Origin of the sequence: Arthrobacter sp. Soil762 (assembly GCF_001428335.1) — a bacterium.
In the GTDB taxonomy this organism is placed as follows: Bacteria; Actinomycetota; Actinomycetes; order Actinomycetales; family Micrococcaceae; genus Arthrobacter.
Genome location: NZ_LMSG01000001.1, coordinates 109,228 through 130,245, shown reverse-complemented (window position 1 = coordinate 130,245; position 21,018 = coordinate 109,228). Strand labels below are relative to the sequence as shown.

The following is a 21,018-nucleotide window of genomic DNA, read 5'->3' as shown; positions in this document are numbered from 1 at the left end:
CGAATATCCATGCGGGGTCCGGCTAGTCGGCGTCGTAGGCTGCTGCCAGCAGCTGGACCGCTTCCGCAAAGGTGGCACCCTGGGCCTTGGCCACTGACGCATAGGAGTTGGCGGCCAGGGAGAGCGCATCTGCCCGCTCATCACGCGCGCACACCACGGTGCCGTTCCTGCCCTTCGTGGCCACGACACCGGCTGCCTCCAGCTCCTTGTACGCCCTGGCCACCGTGTGGGGCGCGACGTCGAGCAGCCCCGCCAGGGTCCGCACCGCCGGCAGCTTGGTTCCCGGCGGAAGGGCCCCGCTGTCCGCAAGGCGGATCACATGCAGGCGCAGCTGCTCAAACAGTGCCACCGTGCTGGACTGGTTGGGCTTCCAGGTTCCGGGGAACGGACCAGCTGTTGTCATCGTCCGGCCTCCATCGTGCCGGCGCGGCCCGGGCGTCCGGCGAACTGGGCGTTGTAGAGCCGTGCATAGCGGCCGTTGGCTGCCAGGAGGCTTCGATGGGTTCCCTGCTCTGCAATGCGTCCGTGGTCCATGACCAGAATTAGATCAGCGTCCCGGACCGTGGACAAACGGTGGGCGATCACAAAGCTTGTTTTTCCACGGCGCAACCTCTGCATGGCCTGGCGGATCAGTTCCTCGGTCCGGGAATCCACTGAACTGGTGGCCTCATCCAGGACCAGCACAGTGCGGTCCGCCAACTGCGCCCGGGCGATGGAGATCAGCTGGCGCTGGCCCTGGCTGAGCGGCTCTCCCCCGTTGCCCAGCATCGTGTCGTAGCCGGCCGGCAGCGACCTGATGAGGTGGTCCACGTGGCTCGCCTCCGCTGCCGCAGTGATCTCCGCGAACGTGGCTCCTGGCCGGCCGTATTCGATGTTCTCCCTGATGCTGCCGGAAAACAGCCAGGCATCCTGCAGCACCACGCCGAATCCCTTGCGCAGGACGTCCCGCGGAATGTCAGCAATGTCGGTACCCCCGATGGTGATCCTGCCGGCGTCGACCTCATAGAACCGCATGAGCAGGTTGACAACGGTGGTCTTGCCGGCGCCCGTGTGCCCGACAATCGCGACCGTCCGGCCCGGTTCCACCGTGAACGACAGTCTACGGACCACAGGGTCAGCCCGGGCATAGCCGAAGGTGACATCACTGAACACAATCCGCCCTTCCTGACCGGGTTTGTGACCGTCACTTTCGGGCTCGGCAGGTATCTCCGCGGCGTCGAGCAGGTCGAACACACGGCGCGCCGAAGCCACGCAGGACTGGATGACGTTGAGCATGCCGCCGATCTGGCCCACAGGCTGGGTGAAAAGCCGGCTGAACTGGATGAACGCCTGGATCCCGCCGATGGTCATGGCCCCCATGGTGACCTGGAGCGCCCCCACCACCGCCACCGCGATGTAATTGATATTGGCGATAAGGACCATCAACGGCTGGACAATGCCGGATGAATACTGGGCCCGTGCGGATGCCCGGGCCAGGCGGTCGTTGCTTGCCTTGAAGACTGCCGCTGCCTGGTCCTGGTACCCGAAGGCCTTAATAACCTCGTGCCCGGTGACAAACTCCTCCACATGCGCGTTCAACTCACCCGTTTCGGTCCACTGGCGGGCAAAATGCGCTTGGGACTTCCGGGCCACCATAACGGTGATAAGGGTGGACAAGGGCACCGAAACAAGCGCGATCATGGCCAGGAGCGGCGAGATCCACAGCATCATGGCCAAGGCACCGCACAGCATCAGGACAGACATGATCAGCTGCGTGAGGACCTGGCTGAGCGCTTGCGAAATATTGTCGATGTCATTGGTGACGCGGCTTAGGACATCACCCCTGGACTGCTCTTGGAAGTACGTGGAAGGAAGCCGGTGCAGCTTGTCTTGAACCGATGCCCGGAGGCGGTACATCAGGCCGTGAACCGCGCTTGCCGTCAGCGCTCCCTGGATCCAGTTGAACAGCGAAGCGCCGATGTACATCGCGGCAACGGCGGCCAGCAGGAGTCCCAGGCGCTGCCCGTCGAGTACTCCGCTGTAGACCCCATCCACCACCACATCGGTGGCATCACCGAGGAACTGCGGCGCCGCGACGTTGAGGGCAACAAAAGCGCAGGTGGCCACAACTGCACCCAGCATCCGCCCCCTGGACGGGCGCAGCAAAGCGAGGACCCGGCCCGCTGTGGGCCAGAACCCTTCGGACGCCCCGGCGCCGGGCGAAGCGGTCATGGCGCGTCGTCCAGCGCCAGTTGGGACTCGGCGATTTCCCTGTAGGTGGAAGACGTCTCCAGCAGTTGCAGGTGTGTCCCCTGGGCAACCAGCCGGCCGTCATCGAGCACCAGGATCTGTGCGGCTCCGGCAGCGGTGGAGATCCTTTCCGCCACGACAATGACCACTGCACCCTCAAGGGCAATCTCCAAGGCATCCCGGACCCGGGCCTCGGTGGCGAAGTCCAGCGCGGAAAAGCTGTCGTCAAAGAGATAGACGGGCACCCGCCGCAGGAGGGCCCGCGCTATACAGAGACGCTGCCTCTGGCCGCCGGAGAGATTCGTTCCGCCTTGCCCGACCTCCGTGTCCATCCCCTGTGGCAGCGCACGGACGAAGCCGGCGGCCTGGGCTGTCTCCATGGCTTCCCAAAGCTGGCCCTCGGTTGCCTCCGGAGCTGCGACGCGCAGGTTGTCGGCGATGGTTCCGGAGAAAAGGTGCGACATTTGCGGCACCACCGCCATGGTCCGGCGGAGGACGTCCAGGGACGTCGAGCTGATGTTCCGGCCGCCGATGCTGATGGTTCCGGCCGTGGCGTCCAGGAACCGGGGCACCAGGCTCAGGAGTGTCGACTTGCCGCTCCCTGTTGAGCCGACGATGGCAACAGTGGTTCCTGGCCGGGCCGTGAAGCTGATGTCTTCCAGTACCGGATTTTCGGCTCCGGGGTAGGAGAAGCTGACGTTCCTGAAAGTGACGCTGCCGCCCTCCAAGGAGCTCCCATGGCGGGTCTCTTGGGGCGCTTTGTGGTCCTGGACTGACGGTCTTGCATCGAACACGGCACCCAGCCGTTCTGCGCAGGCAGCGGCCCGCGGCGCCGTCATGAACACGTACATGGCCATCATGATTGCCAGGAGAATCTGCAGGATGTAGGCGATAAAGGCCGTGAGGGCACCGATCTTCATCCCGCCGTCGTAAACCCGGTGACCACCGAACCACACCACGGCCACCGACGACAGGTTGACCACAATCATGATCAGCGGCAGCATGCCGGCCACGAGCAGCGACGACTGAAGGTTGTTTCCCGTGAGGCTGCTGTTGGTCTTCGCAAACCGGCGTGTTTCGTGTCCCTGCCTGACGAAGGCGCGGATCACATTCGCGCCGATGATCTGTTCACGAAACTGCTCCCCCGTTCGGTCCAAGAGCTCCTGCCCCTGCCGGTACAGGGGAACGAGGCGCCGGACGATGAGATACATGATGAGCAGAAGTATGGGCATGATGACCATCACGACGCTTGAAAGCACCATGTCCTGCTGCCACGCCAGTAAGACGCCCCCGGCCGCCATCACGGGGGCCGCCACAAGCATGGTGAAGACCAGGACGGCGAACGACTGGATCTGCTGGGTGTCGTTGGTGGCCCTGGTAACGAGGCTTTGCGTGCCGAAGGCTGCGATTTCCTGCGTAGAAAGCGACTGGATCCTGCTGAAGACCTCGCCGCGCAGCTGGTGCCCGAGCTTCATGGCAACCACTGCCCCGAAGTAGCCCGCGGCGATGGCCGCCGAAGCCTGGACCGCAGCTATGAGAACCATGACAGTGCCCAGGCGGAAGATTTCCGGCGTGTTCCCCGCAACGATGCCGTCGTCGATGATGGCGGCGTTGATGGTGGGCAGCAGCAGGTTGCCTGCGGTCTGGACAAGCTGGAGAGCAACGATCGCGGTTACGGCGCCCTTGTGGCCAGCCAGCAGCCGGGTCATCAAGCCGAAAAGCATCGCACCTCCAGGACGGATTTGGGAGGCCGATGAGGGTCCGGCCATTTGCCATCCCCAGAAGCCGCTGTCGTCATTGTAACCAGCATCACATTCTCTTCTCAGTCATAAGGCATTACCGACCAGAGAACTTCAAACGAATGGAGTTTATGCGCGTGGCTGCTTTTGCGCCACGGCAAAGATCCGCCGGAACGGAAACACCGTGCCATGTGCCGTTGCCGGGTATGCGGACAGCAGGGCTGCAGCATACTCCGCTTCAAAGGCGTGCCCGTCCTCGGCTGAAAGTAACGCCACGACCGGGCGCAATGCCGTGCTGCGCACCCAGTCCAGCACCGGATCCGTTCCAGTGAGGACCTGCTGGTATGTGGATTCCCAGGCGTCCGCCGTGCAGCCCGCGTCCAGCATGAGGCCGAGGTAATCTGCGGGCTCCCCCACGGACTCTCCACCGCGAAGTACGCCGTCGAGCTGGGGCGACCAGCGTGCCGAACCTGCAAGTTCCCGCATCAGGGCATGGGACGGGGCATAGAAGTTCCCCGGCACTTGCATGGCGAACCAGGCACCGGGCTTGAGCGCCGCAAGCCAGCCGGCCAGCATATCCTGATGCCCCGGCACCCACTGAAGCGCGGCGTTGGTGACCACCACGTCGGTTTCAGCGGGAGGTGTCCAGTTTGCGATATCCGCCACCTCGAAGGTGAGGCCCGCATGCCTGGCTGCGTGCGCGGCGGCTTTGTCCAGCATTTCCCTGGACGAATCGAGCCCCACCACTTGCGCTTCCGGCCATCTCCTGGCGAGGGTGGCCGTGAGGTTTCCCGGACCACATCCCAGGTCCACAACGTGCTGTGGCCGGTTGGCCTGGATCCGCCCCGTCAGGTCGAAAAACGGCCGGTCACGGTAATCGCCGAACTGGACGTACTTTACGGGGTCCCACTTCACAGTTACCTCCATCGCCGGGTGCTGTCTGGCAGTACCGCGAGCCTAACCCGGGCCCGCCCGGATATCCGGCACCGGCTGGGCACTAAGCTGGAAATCAATGAAACTCGTTGACCAGCTGCCTGTCCTGTCCGCCTCAGACCCCTCCGGCGCAGGCATCGACCCGGACGCCCTGTACACCCAATTCCTTGAGTGGACCGAAAGCCGGGGCCTGGAACTGTACGCTGCCCAGGACGAGGCCATCATGGAGCTCGCCACCGGAGCCAACGTCATCCTCGCCACGCCGACGGGCTCCGGCAAATCGCTGGTGGCCATCGCGGCGCACTTCCAGGCCATGGCGCGGGGCCAGCGCAGTTACTACACCGCCCCCATTAAGGCGCTGGTCTCGGAGAAGTTCTTTGCCCTTTGCGACATCTTCGGTGCAGAAAACGTCGGCATGATCACGGGTGACTCCGGCGTCAACCAGAACGCGCCGATCATCTGCTGCACGGCAGAAATTCTCGCGAACATCGCCCTCCGCGAAGGTGCCGACGCCGAACTCGGTGCGGTCATCATGGACGAATTCCATTTCTACTCCGACCCCCAGCGTGGTTGGGCCTGGCAGGTCCCGCTGCTGGAACTGCCCCAGGCCCAGTTCCTTCTGATGTCCGCAACCCTGGGTGATGTCAGCCGGTTCGAGGCCGGCATCACCGAACTTACGGGCCGCCCCACCACCACCGTCAGTTCAGCCGAGCGCCCCATTCCGCTGCATTACTACTACCACCAGACGCCGGTCCACGAAACACTCGAGGAACTCCTCTCCACGCGCCAGGTGCCCGCCTATGTGGTGCACTTCAGCCAGATCGAGGCCATTGACCGGGCCCAGACACTGATGAGCATCAACGTGTGCACCCGCGAGGAGAAGGACAAAATTGCGGAGCTGATCGCGAATTTCCGTTTCGCCGCAGGCTTCGGCAAGACGCTCAACCGGCTGGTCCGCCACGGTATCGGGGTCCATCACGCCGGCATGCTGCCGAAGTACCGCAGGCTTGTGGAGCAGCTCGCCCAGGCGGGCCTGCTCAAGGTGATCTGCGGTACGGACACACTGGGCGTGGGGATCAATGTGCCCATCCGCACCGTGTTGCTCACCGCACTGAGCAAGTACGACGGCGTCCGCACCCGCCCGCTTAACTCCCGGGAGTTCCACCAGATTGCCGGAAGGGCCGGCCGCGCCGGGTATGACACCGCGGGGACAGTGGTGGTCCAGGCACCCGAGCACGTCATCGAAAACGTGAAGGCGATGGCCAAGGCCACCGCCAAATTTGGTGACGACCAGAAGAAGCTCCGCCAGGTGGTCAAAAAGAAGCCGCCGGAGGGCTTCGTCTCCTGGGGTGAACCCACCTTCAAGCGCCTCGTGGAATCCGTGCCCGATCCTTTGACGTCCAGCTTCAGCGTGACGCATTCGATGCTGATGAACCTGATGGAACGGCCCGGCGACCCGTTCACAGCAGCCCGCCGGCTGCTGACCGAAAACCACGAGACCCGGTCCTCACAGCTGCGGCTGATGAAGAAAGCCCTGGGAATCTATCGTGAGCTCCTCGCCGCTGAGGTGGTGGAGCGCATCCCGGCAGAAGAGCAGGGCCATGACGGCAGGACAGTACGGCTCACCGTCCATCTGCAGGCAAACTTTGCCCTGAACCAGCCGCTCTCGCCGTTTGCGCTGGCGGCGCTGGAGCTCCTCGACCCGGATTCGCCGTCGTACGCCCTGGACGTGGTGTCCGTGATCGAGGCGACCCTCGAAAAGCCCCGCCAGATCCTCTCCGCCCAACAGAAGAAGGCCCGCGGGGAAGCGATTGCCGCGATGAAGGCTGACGGCATCGAGTACGACCAGCGCATGGCCATGCTGGAGGAAGTCACCTATCCGCAGCCGCTCGCCGAACTCCTGGGCGAAGCCTTCGAGGTCTACCGCAAGGCCGCCCCCTGGGTGGGCGACTTTGAACTGGCGCCCAAGTCCGTGGTCCGCGACATGTACGAGCGGGCCATGAACTTCGGCGAATTTGTCCAGTTCTACGGGCTGGCCCGCTCCGAGGGCATTGTGCTGCGCTACCTCGCCGACTGCTTCAAGGCGCTGCGCCAGACCGTACCGCAGGACATGCTTCGGGAAGACCTTGAAGACCTCATCGCCTGGCTGGGCGAGCTGGTGCGGCAAGTGGACTCCAGCCTCCTGGACGAATGGGAGGAGCTGACGTCCGGCGCGATGCCCACCCCGCACGACGCTCCCCCTCCCCCGCCGCCGTCGCTGACGTCCAACATCCGTGCCTTCCGCGTGATGGTCCGCAACGAGATGTTCCGCCGCGTGGAACTGTTCGCGGACGAAAACGCCGAAGCCCTGGGCGAGCTCGACGGCGGCGCGGGCTGGGATGCCAACCGCTGGGAAGACGTCCTGGACGACTACTTCGACGAACACAACGACATTGGCACCGGCCCGGATGCCCGGGGTCCCGGACTGCTCATGATCACCGAGGAGCCAGGCCTGTGGAAGGTCCGGCAGATTTTCGACGATCCGGCGAGCAACCATGACTGGGGCATCTCCGCGGAAGTGGACCTGGCGGCCTCCGATGAAACCGGTACGGCAGTGGTCCGTGTCACCGACGTCAACCGGCTCTAGGCTCTGACCGAATGGACTCCGTCCCCGACCTGACCGGCAGCCTTCGGGTTGTGGAAGCCCTGAAGGCCCAGCCCGTGGCACCTTCCAACGGTCCACGGCAGTGGTGGAAGGGCCCGCTGGACGTCGAGGGACTGGCTTTGGGGGCGGTCCAGGCAGCAGCGACGTCGCTGAACGCGCTTGTTGGCGTTCCGGGCAGGTACTCCCTGGCATCCGGCGCCACCGCGGCGGCGTTCGATTCGCTGGGACACCTGCGGATCGCGGGCGTCAAACCCGAAGGGTTCGCTCCGATGTCCGGCTTTCGGCGCACGTCGGACGGCTGGATCCGCCTCCACGCCAACTACCCCCACCACGCAGCCCGGCTGACGTCGGCCCTCTCCGTGAGCACACCACAGGACGTGGAACACGCCCTGTTACGAATGACGTCCGTGGCCGCCGAGGAAACCATCACGGCAAACAACGGCGTCGCGGCTGCCGTGCGCACACGGGACGAGTGGATCGCGACCCCCATGTATGCGACGGCGTGCTCCGGACCATGGATCAGAATCTCCCGTCCGCCACGGTCAGCCAGTGAAAGTCCGCAGCTCTCCCGGTGGGTTCCATCGGCAGTTCCGCGCCACCCCTTGGCCGGGCTCAAGGTGTTGGACCTGACGCGCGTCATTGCGGGGCCCACTGCCACACGCCTCCTGGGCGCCCTGGGCGCGGACGTTCTGCGCATCGACCCGCCCCAGCTTCCGGAGTTGAGCGATGTGTTCATTGACTCGGGCTTTGACAAGCGCAGCGCCGAGGCGGACCTCCGGGATCCTGCCGCCATGGAAGCGGTCAGGCTGCTCATTGAGTCTGCCGACGTGGTGGTCACGGGCTACCGCGACGGCGGGCTGGACCCTTTTGGGCTGGCACCCGAAGCGCTGTTGCTTGCCCGGCCCGACCTCGTGATCGTCGCCCTCAGCGCCTGGGGCAGCGGTGGCCCTTGGAACGGACGGCGCGGTTTTGACAGCCTGGTACAGGCCGCTTGCGGCATTGCCGAACGGTATGGCCGCACGACTGATGACGGGTGGCAGCCGGGGGCGCTTCCAGTGCAGGCCCTGGATCATGCCACCGGTTATGGCCTGGCGGCGGCAGCAGTTGCCTTGCTGGCCGAACGGCTCCGAAGCGGACGTGGCGGCGCTGCCCGGCTTTCCCTGGCCCGCACGGCTGAAGAACTGTTCCGGCTGCCCGCAGTGGCCAGTCACGGCGGTTCCCTGCCTGACCCGGAACTCCATGTAATGGACAGCTCCTACGGCCGCCTGCGATATGTTGGGCCGCCCATCATGGCGGACGGCGTGCCGCTGGAGTACAGCAAGGGACCCGTCCGCTACGGAACATCGCAGCTTCGCTGGCAATAGGGAGCCTGGCAGCAGGGATCACGGCCCCGCTAGTAAACTCGGACCATGAGTGTAATCCGCCCCGCCACCCGGCAAGACGTCCCCGCCATCCTGCAGATGATCCACGAACTGGCCATCTACGAAAAGGAACCGGACGCGGTCCGCAACACACCGGAAATGCTGGCTGAGGTCCTGTTCGGCGAGAACCCGCGCGTGTTTGCCACATTGGCTGAGAACAGCGCAGGCGAGGTCCGGGGTTTCGCGCTCTGGTTCCTGAATTACTCCACCTGGGAAGGCGTCCACGGCATCTATCTGGAAGACCTCTACGTCAGCCCGCACGCCCGCGGCGAGGGCCACGGCAAGGCGCTCCTGCAGCACCTGGCCGCCACCGCCGTCGAGAGGGGCTACGCCCGGGTTGAGTGGAGCGTCCTGGACTGGAACGAACCGTCCATCAACTTCTACCGCAGCCTCGGCGCCCGCCCCCTGGATGGCTGGTCGACGTTCCGGCTGACCGGCGACGCTCTGGAGAGCTTTGGCACCAGAACGGCAGCGTCCATCCGTGGCTGAGCAGGACGCTTCCTCTCAAACGACGCAAACGCGGACCCCTGTCCCGCATTTTGTGAAGGCCAGGCACGAATTCCGTGGCATGCGCACCGGCGAGCACTACTTCACCGTTCCCTTGGACCACTTCGCTCCAGGGAGCGGCGACGACGCCGAGACCATCACCGTCTTCGCCCGTGAGTACGTCTCGTCGGCCCACACCCAGGCTGAAGCCGAAGAGCTTCCCTGGCTGGTGTTCCTCCAGGGCGGGCCGGGCGGCCGCGGCAACCGGCTGGCTTCGCTGGGCGGCTGGAGCAAGGCGGCTGCCCGGGACTTCCGGATCCTGATGCTGGACCAGCGCGGCACCGGGCTGTCGACCCCCCTTGACCGGAACACGCTGGCCGCGCGCGGAACAGCCGAGGCACAGGCTGCGTACCTCGAGCATTTCCGTGCGGATTCCATCGTGGCCGACGCGGAGCTCATCCGCGCGGCGCTCGGCTCCGGCCCCTGGAGCATCTACGGCCAAAGCTACGGCGGATTCTGCGCGCTGACGTACCTGTCTTTTGCCCCGGACGGTCTGAAGGAGGCTCTCATCACGGGCGGACTTGCGCCGCTAGCCGGCCATGCCGACGACGTCTACCGCGCCACGTTCGCGCGCGTTGCAGCCCGCAACACCGAGTACTTCAGCTGGTATCCGGAGGACCGCCGGGCAGTGAACGCGATCGCATCGCACCTTCGGCAGTCCGAGGAGTTCCTTCCCGACGGCGGCCGGCTCACGGTTGAACGGTTCCAGATGGTGGGCTCCTTCCTGGGCGGAAACACGCGGGTGGATGGCCTGCACTACCTGCTGGAAGACGCCTTCACCGAGACACCACACGGGAACAGGCTCTCCGATGCCTTCCTGGAGCAGGTCCAGGGCATCGTGTCCCGCCTGGCGAACCCGCTCTACGCCCTGCTGCACGAGTCCATCTACGGGCAGGGACAGGCGACTGACTGGGCTGCCTGGCGTGTGCTGCAGGAAAATCCGGCATTCCACCCGGATGCGGAGGCGCTGCTGCTGACCGGCGAGATGGTGTACCCGTGGTATTTCGAACAGGATCCCGCCTTGGTGCCGCTGCGGCAGGTGGCCCATCTGCTGGCCGCCAAAACGGACTGGAGGCCGCTGTATGACCCCACACAGTTGGCCGCGAACAGCGTGCCGGTTGCCGCCGCGGTCTACCAGGACGACATTTACGTGGACCGCTGCCTGTCACTGGAGACGGCGGCTGCTGTGCGCGGACTCCGGGTATGGGAGACGGCCGACTTCCACCATGACGGCATAGCTGACGACGGCGAGGCTATTTTCGGGCGGCTGCTGGGTATGGTGCGCTCGGTTGCCGGCTCAGCCGGCAGCTGAGCCAGCCGCCGGGCTGCGGCGGCGCGCCACCAGGGCAACGACAGCGGCGGTCAGGACAGCAGCCCCCACCAGTCCGCCTGCCATGTTGAGCCCCAGGTAGCCGGCCCAGCTGAGGATCAGTCCGGAAGTGGCCCCGCCCACCGCACCTGCGGCGCCCATTAGCATGTCCGACACCCCCTGGACCAGCACGCGGGACTCCTGCGGGACGCTCTCCGCCAGCAGCGTGGACCCGGAAATGGTGGCCGCAGACCAGCCCATGCCCAGCAGCACAAGTCCCACGGCAACCGCGACGGTGGACGTCTGGCCAAACCCTGCGACGGCGACGGCAGCGATCAGCGTGGCGAAGCCGATCATGATGGTCTCAGTCCTGCCTGCCTTGTCCGTCAGCCAGCCCATAACCGGCGACAACGCGAACATGCCTGCGATATGCAGGGAGATGGTGAAGCCGATGATCACCAGGACATCGCCGGAGGCGGCGTGGCCGGCATGGGACGCACCAGGCCCGGCCACGAGTTCCTGCAAATGCAGCGGGGTCATGGACATCACGCCCACCATCACGGCGTGCGCTCCGACGACGGCGGCAAGCGCCAGCCAGGAAGCCCTGGACTGGCGGATGGCCCGCAGCCCGCGGACGAGCGATCCCCCGACTGCGTTGCGCGCGGTGGCGCCTTGCTGATTTGCAGTACCTGGTGGCGTGCCCTGCATCTCCCCGCCAGCTGGCTGGGGGTCGAGATCCAGCGCGGCGGGTTCCTGAGTGGCAAGATCCCGGGCGGCAAGATCCTGGGCGGCGATTTCCCGCGCGAGCAGGAGCGGGTCGGGCCTGAGACCAGCGAAAAGCAGCACAATGGCCAGCAGGAGTCCGGCTGCGGAGATCACGAACGGTCCGGCGACGGGAGGCAGGCCGAGGGCCAGGCCCACCACGGTGCCGGGTTGGATCAGGTTGGGTCCGGCCACGGCGCCGACCGTCACAGCCCACACCACGGCGGAAAGCGCCCTGCCGCGGTGTTCAGCGTCTGCAAGGTCGACGGCGGCGAAGCGTGCCTGCAGGCTGGCCGCGGTACCCACACCGATGCCCACCGCCCCCAGTACCAGCAGGACAAACACGCCGGACACCACCGACAGCACTATCAGAACTGTGCCGGCCAGGGCGGCGGAAGCCCCGTGACCTGCCCCGCCCGACGGCCCCGACGGTCCGCCAACGAAGCAAGGGGCAGTGCTGTCAGCGCGGCCCCCAATGTCATAACCGTGGCCACGGCACCCGCCCACACGCTGGAACCGGAAAGTTCCACGGCAAGGATGGAACCAATCGAAACCGTGGCTCCTGTGCCGATGCCACCGAAAACCTGGGCCGCGCTCAGCAGCACCACGGTGCGCCGTTGCACCTGGCGCACTCCTCTTTCCGTGATCAGGGTGCGGGCCATGGTCCGAGCATAGTCCTGGGCGGCCAGGTCCTACAGGGGGCAGATTAAGCCACTGATCCCGGCCGCAGTGCGGCCGGGATCAGTGGAAATGCAGTGTGCGTCAAGGAAACGCGGAAACAGCCTACTCGGCTTCGCTGAGGCTCTTCTTGGCGTCTTCCTCGAGGCGGGGGTCCAGGTGGGCCGTCTTTGCCTTGGAGCTCATGAGGCTGGCAATCACGGCAACGATGATGGTGCCCACAATGACGGCCAGGGAGACGAATGTCGGAATCTCCGGGGCCCACTCGATGTGGTTGCCGCCGTTGATGAACGGCAGTTCGTTCACGTGCATGGCGTGGAGCACCAGCTTCACACCGATGAACGCCAGGATGAAGGACAGCGCGTGCTTCAGGTAGACCAGGCGGTTCATCAGGCCGCCCAGCAGGAAGTACAGCTGGCGCAGGCCCATCAGGGCGAACAGGTTGGCGGTGAAGACGATGAACGGGCTCTGCGTCAGGCCGAAGATCGCGGGAATCGAGTCCACTGCGAAGAGGAGATCGGTCAGGCCGATGGTGATGAACACAATCAGCATGGGGGTGAAAACCTTCTTGCCGTCCACCGTGGTGCGCAGCTTGCCGCCGTCGAACTTCTCCGCCATGGGGATAACCTTGCGGATCCGGGCGATGAGCGGGTTTTCCTTGTCCTCTTCGTCCTCACCCTCGTCCTGGGCCTGCTTCCAGGCAGTCCAGAGCAGGAACGCGCCGAAGATGTAGAACACCCAGCTGAACTGCTCGATCACGATGGCGCCGAGGAGGATGAAGATGCCGCGCAGGATCAGGGCGATGATGATGCCCACCATCAGGACTTCCTGCTGGTACTTACGGGGCACGGAGAAGCGGGCCATGATGATGATGAAGACAAACAGGTTGTCGATGCTGAGGCTGTATTCAGTGACCCAGCCGGCCACAAACTGGCCGCCGAATTCGGCGCCGGTAAAGAAGAACATGGCCCCGGCGAACAGCAGGGCCAGGGAGACGTAGAACGCAACCCACAGGCCGGCTTCCTTCATGGAAGGCTCGTGGGGGCGTCGGACGACCAGCAGAAGGTCAATGAGAAGGATCAGGCCAAGGACGACAAGTGAGCCGACCTCGAACCACACTGGTAATTCGGGCACAGGTTAGCCTTTCGCAGGGTACAGAGAAATGGTGTAAGTCTCTCCGGCCAGCCTGTGCACTTGGTGCTGAAATGGCGGCCCGCTACGCCCGGCCAGGCAACTTTGCCTGGCGTGTTGACGATCGTAGCGCTCGGGATACTCCCCTACGTGACGTTAACTGTACAGTAGGCGTCCCGACATGCGGAAACATGCCCCGACTGCCACGTCCCTTCGGCGCCCGGGAGTGGACTAGGCGTGGCCGGCCGCCTGCATCTGGCGGAGCTCCTTCTTAAGGTCACTGACCTCGTCCCGGATCCGCGCGGCCACCTCGAACTGGAGTTCGGCGGCAGCGCCGTGCATCTGTTCGGTCAGTTGTTCGATGAGGCCCACGAGGTCTTCGGCCGGTGCCGCGGCGAGGCCGTCCTTGCGGAGCTGTGCTGCGCCCTTTGCCGCGGACTTGCCACGTTTGGCGCCCTTGGCCAGCCGGTTGTTGTTGAGCAGCTCCTGGGTGTCTGCGTCTTCCTTGGCCAGCTGGTCGGTAATGTCGGCAATCTTCTTCCGCAGCGGCTGCGGATCGATGCCCCGTTCCGTGTTGTAGGCAACCTGGATGGCGCGGCGCCGGTTGGTCTCGTCGATAGCCTTCGCCATGGAGTCGGTGATGCGGTCCGCGTACATGTGGACCTCGCCGGACACGTTGCGGGCAGCACGGCCGATGGTCTGGATCAGCGAAGTCGCCGAGCGCAGGAAGCCTTCCTTGTCCGCGTCCAGGATGCTCACGAGGGAGACCTCGGGCAGGTCCAGGCCTTCGCGAAGCAGGTTGATGCCCACCAGGACGTCGAAGACACCCATCCGGAGTTCCCGGAGCAGTTCAACGCGTCGGAGGGTGTCCACATCCGAGTGCAGGTATTCGACCTTGATGCCGTGGCCCAGCAGGTAGTCGGTGAGGTCCTCCGCCATCCGCTTGGTCAGGGTGGTGACCAGGACGCGTTCGTTCTTTGCCGTGCGGGTCTTGATCTCGCCGAGGAGGTCATCGATCTGGCCCTTGGTGGGCTTGACCACCACCTCAGGGTCGATCAGTCCGGTGGGCCGGATGATCTGCTGCACAAAACCGTCAGCCTTGCCGAGTTCGTACTTGCCGGGAGTGGCCGACAGGTAGACCGTCTGGCCGACGCGTTGGAGGAATTCGTCCCATTTCAGCGGTCGGTTGTCCATGGCCGACGGCAGGCGGAAGCCGAAGTCCACGAGGTTCCGCTTGCGGGACATGTCGCCCTCGTACATGGCGCCGATCTGCGGCACGGTGACATGGGATTCGTCGATCACCAGCAGGAAGTCGTCCGGGAAGTAGTCGATGAGGCAGTGCGGAGCGGTCCCGCGGGCACGGCCGTCGATGTGCGACGAGTAGTTTTCGATGCCGTTGCAGAAGCCCATCTGCTGCATCATTTCGAGGTCGTAGGTGGTGCGCATCCGGAGCCGCTGGGCTTCCACCAGCTTGTTCTGGCCTTCCAGGACGGCCAGGCGTTCGGCGAGTTCGTCCTCGATCCGCTTGATGGCCCGGGCCATCCGCTCGGGCCCGGCCACATAGTGCGAGGCCGGGAAGACGTACATTTCCTCTTCGTCCCGGATCAGTTCGCCAGTCAGCGGATGGAGAGTGTGGATGTTCTCAATCTCGTCTCCGAAGAATTCGATGCGGATGGCGAGTTCCTCGTACATCGGGATGATTTCCACGGTGTCGCCGCGGACCCGGAACGTGCCGCGGTGGAAGTCCATGTCGTTGCGCGCGTACTGCATGGAGACGAATTTCCGGAGCAGGTCGTCGCGGTTCATCTGCGCCCCTTTGCGGAGCGTGACCATGCCGGCAATGTACTCTTCCGGCGTGCCCAGGCCGTAGATGCAGGACACTGTGGCCACCACAATAACGTCCCGGCGGGTCAGCAGCGCATTGGTGGCGGAGTGGCGGAGCCGTTCCACTTCCTCGTTGATGGACGAGTCCTTCTCAATGAAGGTGTCCGTCTGCGCTACGTAGGCCTCAGGTTGGTAGTAATCGTAGTACGAAACGAAGTACTCCACCGCGTTGTTGGGCAGGAGTTCACGGAATTCGTTGGCGAGTTGGGCGGCCAGGGTCTTGTTCTGCACCATGACCAACGTGGGCCGCTGGACCTGTTCGATGAGCCAGGCCGTGGTGGCGCTCTTGCCGGTACCGGTGGCGCCCAGCAGGACAACGTCCTTTTCGCCGTTCCTGATCCGCTCCGTGAGTTCGGTGATGGCGGCAGGCTGGTCGCCGGCCGGCTGGAACTCGCTGATGACTTCAAACGGAGCGACGACGCGGTTGATCTCCTGGGCAAGGCTCATGCCTCTAATCTACAACCGGGGACCGACAGTGAAAGCCGGATCAGTTACCGGCGAACATCACCCGAAACGGGCGGACAGGATCGGGACGCGTACGACGGCGGCACCCACCCCGTGCGCGCAGCCCAACCGTCCATACGCGGCCAGGCGACGTCCGTGAACCACGGCTCCTTCGCCTCCGCATAGGCATGGGTACCTCTACTGCCGGCAAACTGTTCGGTCAACGCGCGTTTATGGTCTTCATACAAGGCGGCGGCTTCCGGGTCGTTCCTGAGCCAGTCGCGGAAGAGCAGCGCGTAGCGCCAGCCGGACGATCCGGCCGCCCGTACGTGCACGTTGGCGGGGCGGCCGGGGTCCGCGTTGGCGTGGAAGCGTTTTTGCCACTGCGCCGGGTCCGGATCCGTCGGTTTCGGAGTGTCGAAGCCAACCCCCGGCACGGCCGGGAAGCCAGCAGCGGCCAGCAGCGGTGCGATCCGGTCCGCGGCGTTGAGATCGGACACCGTGACCTGGAGGTCGATGACGTCCTTGGCTGCCAGGCCAGGCACGGCTGTGGAGCCGATATGGTCAACAGCCAGGATGTCGTCCGGTGCTGCGGCCGTGATTCGGGCGCCAAGCCGTGCAGCCTGGACCGCCCAATCCTGCTGCGGCACCGACAAGACTGCCATGCCTGCCCTGACCGCCCTGGCGCCGCGCCTGAGATTGCGCGCGAACGGCACCAGTCGTTCGGCCCAGAGCCTGTCCACCTGCGCCGTCACCTCCGCCAGTGATCCGGAGTTGTCCAGCACGACGTCGGCAGCGGCCAGCCGCGCCTCACGCGAGGCCTGGGCAGCCATGCGTGACCGGGCGTCCTCGGCCGTCATGCCGCGGTGTTCGAGCATCCGGGCGATCCTGACGTCATCGGACGCGTCCACCACAAGGACAAGATGGAAGCCGCTCCCCTGGCCCGTCTCGACGAGCAGTGGGATGTCCTGGACCACAATGGCGCCGGCCGGAGCTGTGGCGATGATCCTGGCCGCGGCGGCCCGGACCAGCGGGTGCACAATGCCGTTCAGCACGGCCAGCTGCGAGGGATTGCCGAACACCACGGCACCCAGCCTGGCCCGATCCAGCCGGCCGCCGCCGTCGAGCATTTCCGCTCCAAAGGCTTCCACCACGCTGGCCAGCCCCGGCGTTCCCGGTTCAACGACGTCCCGAGCCAGCGAATCCGCGTCCACCAGCACCGCACCGAGCTCCGCCAGGCGTGCGGCGACCACTGACTTCCCTGAGGCGATGCCGCCCGTCAAACCGATCTTCAGCATCCCACCACCCTAAACTGAAGACGTGGCACAAACAGCGGATACACAGAGCACTGACGCCGCAGACAGCAGGGCCACCGCCTACACCACGCTCGCGTTGGGGCCGGAGTTCCGGCACGAGATCGAGATCAAACGCTCCAGGTTCATCACGGTGCTGCGCCGCGCGGACAATGAGGACACCGCGCGGGATCTGGTGGCCGCACTGCGCCGCGAGTTCCACGATGCCCGCCACCACTGCTCGGCGTTCGTCCTGGGACCGGATCGGGACATCCAACGCTCCAATGACGACGGCGAGCCCTCCGGCACGGCCGGCATCCCCATGCTGGAGGCCATCATCAAGAGGGAAACAGCGCCGGGCGTGACGGACCTCAGCGACGTCAGCGCCGTCGTCGTCCGCTACTTCGGCGGCATCCTGCTGGGGGCGGGTGGGCTGGTGCGTGCATATTCCGAGTCGGTTTCCGCGGCCCTGCAACAGGCCCCACTGGTTCGCCGCAGCCGGCTGCGGATCTGTTCGGCGTCGGTGCCGCACTCCGCCGCGGGACGGCTGGAGAACGATCTTCGCGCGGCCGGGTTTGTGATGGCGGAAACCACCTACGGAGCGCAGGACACGGTCCTTCGCCTGGCCGTGCCTGACGATGCCGCGGCAGTTTCTGCCGCCACCGATCGCGTGTTGTCACTCACCGCCGGGAGAACCGTGCTCACGCCGGCCGGAACGGAGTGGCTCGATGTCCCGCTGCCCTGAAGTCCGTCTGGCAGACGTCGACGACCCCATGCTGGAGCGGCTGCTGGAGCTGGCGCGGCTGGACGCGTCCGCGGATGACGTCACGCCGCCGCTGGGCAACGGGACGGGCTGGAATGCGGAGCGCGTCGACTGGTTCCGCGCCTACCACCGGTCTGCAGCCGCGGGGCTGGAGGGGCCGGCCGCGGAAAGGAGCTGGGCAGTGCTCTGCGACGGCAGCCCGGCCGGCGCGATCAGGCTCAAGCTGACGGACGAGGAAACGGCGCAACACGAAACAGCTGAGACGGGCATCTGGCTGGGCCGGAGCTACCGCGGCCACGGTGTCGGCGGCGCCGCGTTGCGGCTGGTACTGGCGGAAGCCCGCCGGGCCGGACTGCACCAGGTGGTGGCCAACACCACGGCAGCCAACATCGGCGCGCAGCGGCTCCTCACCGCCGCTGGCGCGGTCCTGACGCACGACGACGGCGGCGCGGTGAGTGCCGTCGTCGTACTCTCAACTAACTCGCAGTAGACGCACCGAAACCCTCGTCTGGGAGCATTAAGTGCTGGTCAGCTGGCCGGCCAACCACGGATGGCGCATTAAGCACAGCGGGCCCCTGCTTTCGCAGGGGCCCGCTGTGTTGGCCCGGGAAGCCCCGGGCCGGTGGCAATTAGTTGCCGGTCAGCTTCTCACGCAGAGCGGCGAGAGCCTCGTCGGATGCAAGCGTGCCTGCACCGGCGTTGGACTCAGCAGCCGGCTCCGAGGAGTAGCTGGTGGTGCCGGAATCGCTGTCACCGGACGTTGCAGCTGCAGCGTCGTCGGCAGCGTGCTGGGCAACCTGCTTCTTGTGTGCTTCCCAGCGCGTCTGGGCGTCAGCGTACTGCTGCTCCCAGACGGCGCGCTGGTTCTCGTAGCCTTCAAGCCACTCGTTGGACTCCGGGTCGAAGCCCTCCGGGTACTTGTAGTTGCCCTCTTCGTCGTACTCAGCGGACATGCCGTAGAGAGCCGGATCGAATTCGGTGGACTCGGCGTCAACGCCCTCGTTAGCCTGCTTGAGGGAGAGGGAGATGCGGCGGCGCTCAAGGTCGATGTCGATGACCTTGACGAACAGCTCGTCACCAACGGAGACAACCTGCTCAGCCAGCTCCACGTGGCGGACTGCCAGTTCGGAGATGTGCACGAGGCCTTCGATGCCGTCTTCGACGCGTACGAACGCACCGAACGGAACGAGCTTGGTGACCTTACCCGGAACAACCTGCCCGAGGGCGTGGGTGCGGGCGAAGGTCTGCCACGGATCTTCCTGCGTAGCCTTGAGCGACAGGGAAACGCGCTCGCGGTCCAGGTCGACTTCGAGAACCTCGACAGTGACTTCCTGGCCAACTTCGACAACCTCGGACGGGTGGTCGATGTGCTTCCAGGAGAGCTCGGAAACGTGAACGAGGCCGTCTACGCCGCCCAGGTCCACGAATGCACCGAAGTTGACGATGGAGGAAACGACGCCGGGACGGACCTGGCCCTTTTCCAGCTTGTTGAGGAACGTGGAGCGAACCTCGGACTGGGTCTGCTCGAGCCAGGCACGGCGGGACAGCACAACGTTGTTGCGGTTCTTGTCCAGCTCGATGATTTTGGCTTCGATCTTCTGACCGATGTACGGAGCGAGGTCGCGCACACGGCGCATCTCGACGAGGGATGCGGGCAGGAAGCCGCGCAGACCGATGTCGAGGATAAGACCACCCTTGACAACCTCGATGACGGTACCGGTGACAACACCGTCTTCTTCCTTGACCTTCTCGATGTCGCCCCAGGCGCGCTCGTACTGAGCCCGCTTCTTGGAGAGGATCAGGCGGCCTTCTTTGTCTTCCTTGGTGAGCACCAGGGCTTCGACGAGATCGCCAACGGAGACAACGTCTCCGGGATCAACGTCGTGCTTGATGGACAGCTCGCGGGAGGGGATGACACCTTCGGTCTTGTAACCGATGTCGAGCAGAACTTCATCGCGGTCGACCTTGACGACGGTACCTTCGACGAGGTCTCCGTCGTTGAAGTACTTGATGGTGGCGTCGACTGCTGCGAGGAAGTCCTCAGCGGTACCGATGTCGTTAATGGCGACTACGGGGGTACCGGGCTTCTCGGTGGAGGTGATGGTCATGTAGTAGGGGCTCCGTTGTGGATAGTTAGTCGGTCAGGCAAACCGCCGCGCCCGCGTTATGGAACGCAGGCGCAGGTCTTCGGGCGATCGCAGGGATCTTCCGGGTCTTCCTGATTTGTGGATTCTAGAAACGCGCACGTAGTACGCGCCCACTTATTCTAGTCGCAGCGGCCAACGAGGGTCAAAGCGCAGGCAACACATCGCCCAGTCGGGCGAACGTGGTTCCGCCGCCTTGAAGTTGTGGCAGCGCCTGCCGGAAGCCGGCGGCTGTGCCGCCGCCGGGCTTATTGAAATGCGCTATGACGATGTCGCCAGGACGTGCTGTGGCCAAGGCAGAGGCAACCGCTGATGGCGCCAGCGTGGCGCCGGCGTCGGCGTTGATGCTGAAGTTGACCGGCAACATGCCCAGACGCCTGGACATCGCGGCGGCCACCTCGTCGAGATATGCCGTGCCGGGGCGGAAGAACCGTGGCTGTCCTCCTGCCACTTCCCGCAGCAGGTCCTCGCAGCCTGTCAGTTCGTCATATGCGTCAGCCACGCTTGTGGTGCCGGGGATGCCGTAAGCGGATCTGCCGATGACGGACAGCGGCCGGTGCTGCCAACCATGGTTGGCCAGTTCAAAGAGCGGGTCCTGCCCCAGTTCGGCAGCGACCTGCCGGTTTGCCTGGATCCACCGGGCATTCACAAAAAGGGTGGCCGGGATGTTTAGCCGCCGGAGCGTGGCGAGCAGATCCTTATCGACGCCGGATCCGCCGGGGCCGCCGCAGGCATCCAGCGTGAGCACCGTCTGGCTGGCGTGCGACCTCGTGACCACGCCAGTCACCGCCAGGCCCCACTCGGCCGGCTGGCGGCCGTCGAATTCCGTCACAAGCTGGGCTTTCGACGGCGGCAGGACCGCAGCGGGTGAGGCGGACGGAACCTGCGACGGTGCTGCTGACGCTTCTGCCACGGGCGGGGCAAATGCCGCGAGGTCCCTGCGTTCATCTGAAAGGGCCGCGGACTCGAGCCCGATCGTGTCCCCCGACGAACACGATGCCACAGCCGCGAGAACGCCGGACGCAAGGCCGAGCAAAATGGCCCGGCGGCCCGTCGGCCCGGGCACACCAGAATCCCCCATGGATTGTCCTTGAAAGAG

At 65.1% G+C, this 21,018-nt stretch carries 15 protein-coding genes and 1 pseudogene; 6 read left to right on the top strand and 10 right to left on the bottom strand.

Annotated features, from left to right (window positions below; all coding sequences use genetic code 11):
* Positions 1-22: 22 nt before the first annotated feature.
* The 4 genes from ASG77_RS00580 to ASG77_RS00565 form a co-directional block, all read right to left on the bottom strand.
* Positions 23-403 (bottom strand): GntR family transcriptional regulator, encoded by a 381-nt coding sequence (locus tag ASG77_RS00580; protein WP_056339746.1) that lies wholly within the window; start codon positions 401-403, stop codon positions 23-25.
* The gene (locus ASG77_RS00575; protein ID WP_056339743.1) at positions 400-2,211 is read right to left on the bottom strand and encodes an ABC transporter ATP-binding protein; all 1,812 of its coding nucleotides are present in this window, start codon (positions 2,209-2,211) and stop codon (positions 400-402) included. The genes ASG77_RS00580 and ASG77_RS00575 overlap by 4 nt, the downstream gene beginning before the upstream one ends.
* Positions 2,208-3,953: an ABC transporter ATP-binding protein gene (locus tag ASG77_RS00570; RefSeq protein WP_056339741.1), complete on the bottom strand. Its 1,746-nt coding sequence runs from the start codon at positions 3,951-3,953 to the stop codon at positions 2,208-2,210. The genes ASG77_RS00575 and ASG77_RS00570 overlap by 4 nt, the downstream gene beginning before the upstream one ends.
* Positions 3,954-4,097: 144 nt before the next feature.
* Complete coding sequence (locus ASG77_RS00565; protein WP_056339740.1) at positions 4,098-4,883, bottom strand: trans-aconitate 2-methyltransferase; 786 nt, start codon at positions 4,881-4,883, stop codon at positions 4,098-4,100.
* Between the two features lie 97 nt (positions 4,884-4,980).
* Here ASG77_RS00565 and ASG77_RS00560 point away from each other — a divergent pair, with 97 nt between their 5' ends.
* The 4 genes from ASG77_RS00560 to ASG77_RS00545 all read left to right on the top strand — a co-directional run bounded on the left by ASG77_RS00560 (position 4,981) and on the right by ASG77_RS00545 (position 10,824).
* The gene (locus ASG77_RS00560) at positions 4,981-7,527 is read left to right on the top strand and encodes a DEAD/DEAH box helicase (RefSeq protein ID WP_056339739.1); all 2,547 of its coding nucleotides are present in this window, start codon (positions 4,981-4,983) and stop codon (positions 7,525-7,527) included.
* An 11-nt stretch (positions 7,528-7,538) separates the two neighbouring features.
* The gene (locus ASG77_RS00555; protein WP_056339737.1) at positions 7,539-8,909 is read left to right on the top strand and encodes a CoA transferase; all 1,371 of its coding nucleotides are present in this window, start codon (positions 7,539-7,541) and stop codon (positions 8,907-8,909) included.
* Between the two features lie 45 nt (positions 8,910-8,954).
* Entirely contained in the window at positions 8,955-9,455 is a 501-nt protein-coding gene (locus ASG77_RS00550; RefSeq protein WP_056339731.1) for a GNAT family N-acetyltransferase, read from the top strand.
* A gap of 79 nt (positions 9,456-9,534) precedes the next feature.
* Positions 9,535-10,824, top strand: coding sequence for an alpha/beta fold hydrolase (locus tag ASG77_RS00545; RefSeq protein ID WP_082575767.1), 1,290 nt, complete (start codon positions 9,535-9,537; stop codon positions 10,822-10,824).
* Here the strand turns inward: ASG77_RS00545 and ASG77_RS00540 are convergent.
* The 4 genes and pseudogenes from ASG77_RS00540 to coaE form a co-directional block, all read right to left on the bottom strand.
* Positions 10,810-12,245: pseudogene (locus tag ASG77_RS00540) on the bottom strand (MFS transporter). The gene ASG77_RS00545 and the pseudogene ASG77_RS00540 overlap by 15 nt on opposite strands.
* 121 nt (positions 12,246-12,366) lie before the next feature.
* Positions 12,367-13,395 carry a TerC family protein gene (locus ASG77_RS00535; RefSeq protein WP_056339723.1) on the bottom strand — a complete coding sequence of 343 codons (1,029 nt, stop codon included), beginning with the start codon at positions 13,393-13,395 and terminating at the stop codon, positions 12,367-12,369.
* A 228-nt stretch (positions 13,396-13,623) separates the two neighbouring features.
* On the bottom strand, positions 13,624-15,723 hold the full coding sequence (gene uvrB / locus ASG77_RS00530; RefSeq protein ID WP_056339720.1) for an excinuclease ABC subunit UvrB: 2,100 nt from the start codon (positions 15,721-15,723) through the stop codon (positions 13,624-13,626).
* A gap of 44 nt (positions 15,724-15,767) precedes the next feature.
* Positions 15,768-17,018: a dephospho-CoA kinase gene (gene coaE / locus ASG77_RS00525; protein ID WP_056339717.1), complete on the bottom strand. Its 1,251-nt coding sequence runs from the start codon at positions 17,016-17,018 to the stop codon at positions 15,768-15,770.
* A gap of 22 nt (positions 17,019-17,040) precedes the next feature.
* Between coaE and ASG77_RS00520 the strand changes: the two genes are divergently transcribed.
* Together ASG77_RS00520 and ASG77_RS00515 are read left to right on the top strand one after the other, a co-directional pair.
* Positions 17,041-17,757, top strand: a complete 717-nt coding sequence (locus ASG77_RS00520) for an IMPACT family protein (protein WP_056339714.1) — start codon at positions 17,041-17,043, stop codon at positions 17,755-17,757.
* The gene (locus ASG77_RS00515; RefSeq protein ID WP_056339711.1) at positions 17,741-18,265 is read left to right on the top strand and encodes a GNAT family N-acetyltransferase; all 525 of its coding nucleotides are present in this window, start codon (positions 17,741-17,743) and stop codon (positions 18,263-18,265) included. The genes ASG77_RS00520 and ASG77_RS00515 overlap by 17 nt, the downstream gene beginning before the upstream one ends.
* A gap of 139 nt (positions 18,266-18,404) precedes the next feature.
* Here ASG77_RS00515 and rpsA read toward each other — a convergent pair whose 3' ends face one another.
* Together rpsA and ASG77_RS00505 are read right to left on the bottom strand one after the other, a co-directional pair.
* A complete protein-coding gene (gene rpsA, locus ASG77_RS00510) occupies positions 18,405-19,883 on the bottom strand; it encodes a 30S ribosomal protein S1 (RefSeq protein ID WP_056339708.1) in 1,479 nt (492 codons plus the stop codon).
* Between the two features lie 181 nt (positions 19,884-20,064).
* Entirely contained in the window at positions 20,065-21,000 is a 936-nt protein-coding gene (locus ASG77_RS00505) for a polysaccharide deacetylase family protein (protein WP_056339705.1), read from the bottom strand.
* Positions 21,001-21,018: the final 18 nt, after the last annotated feature.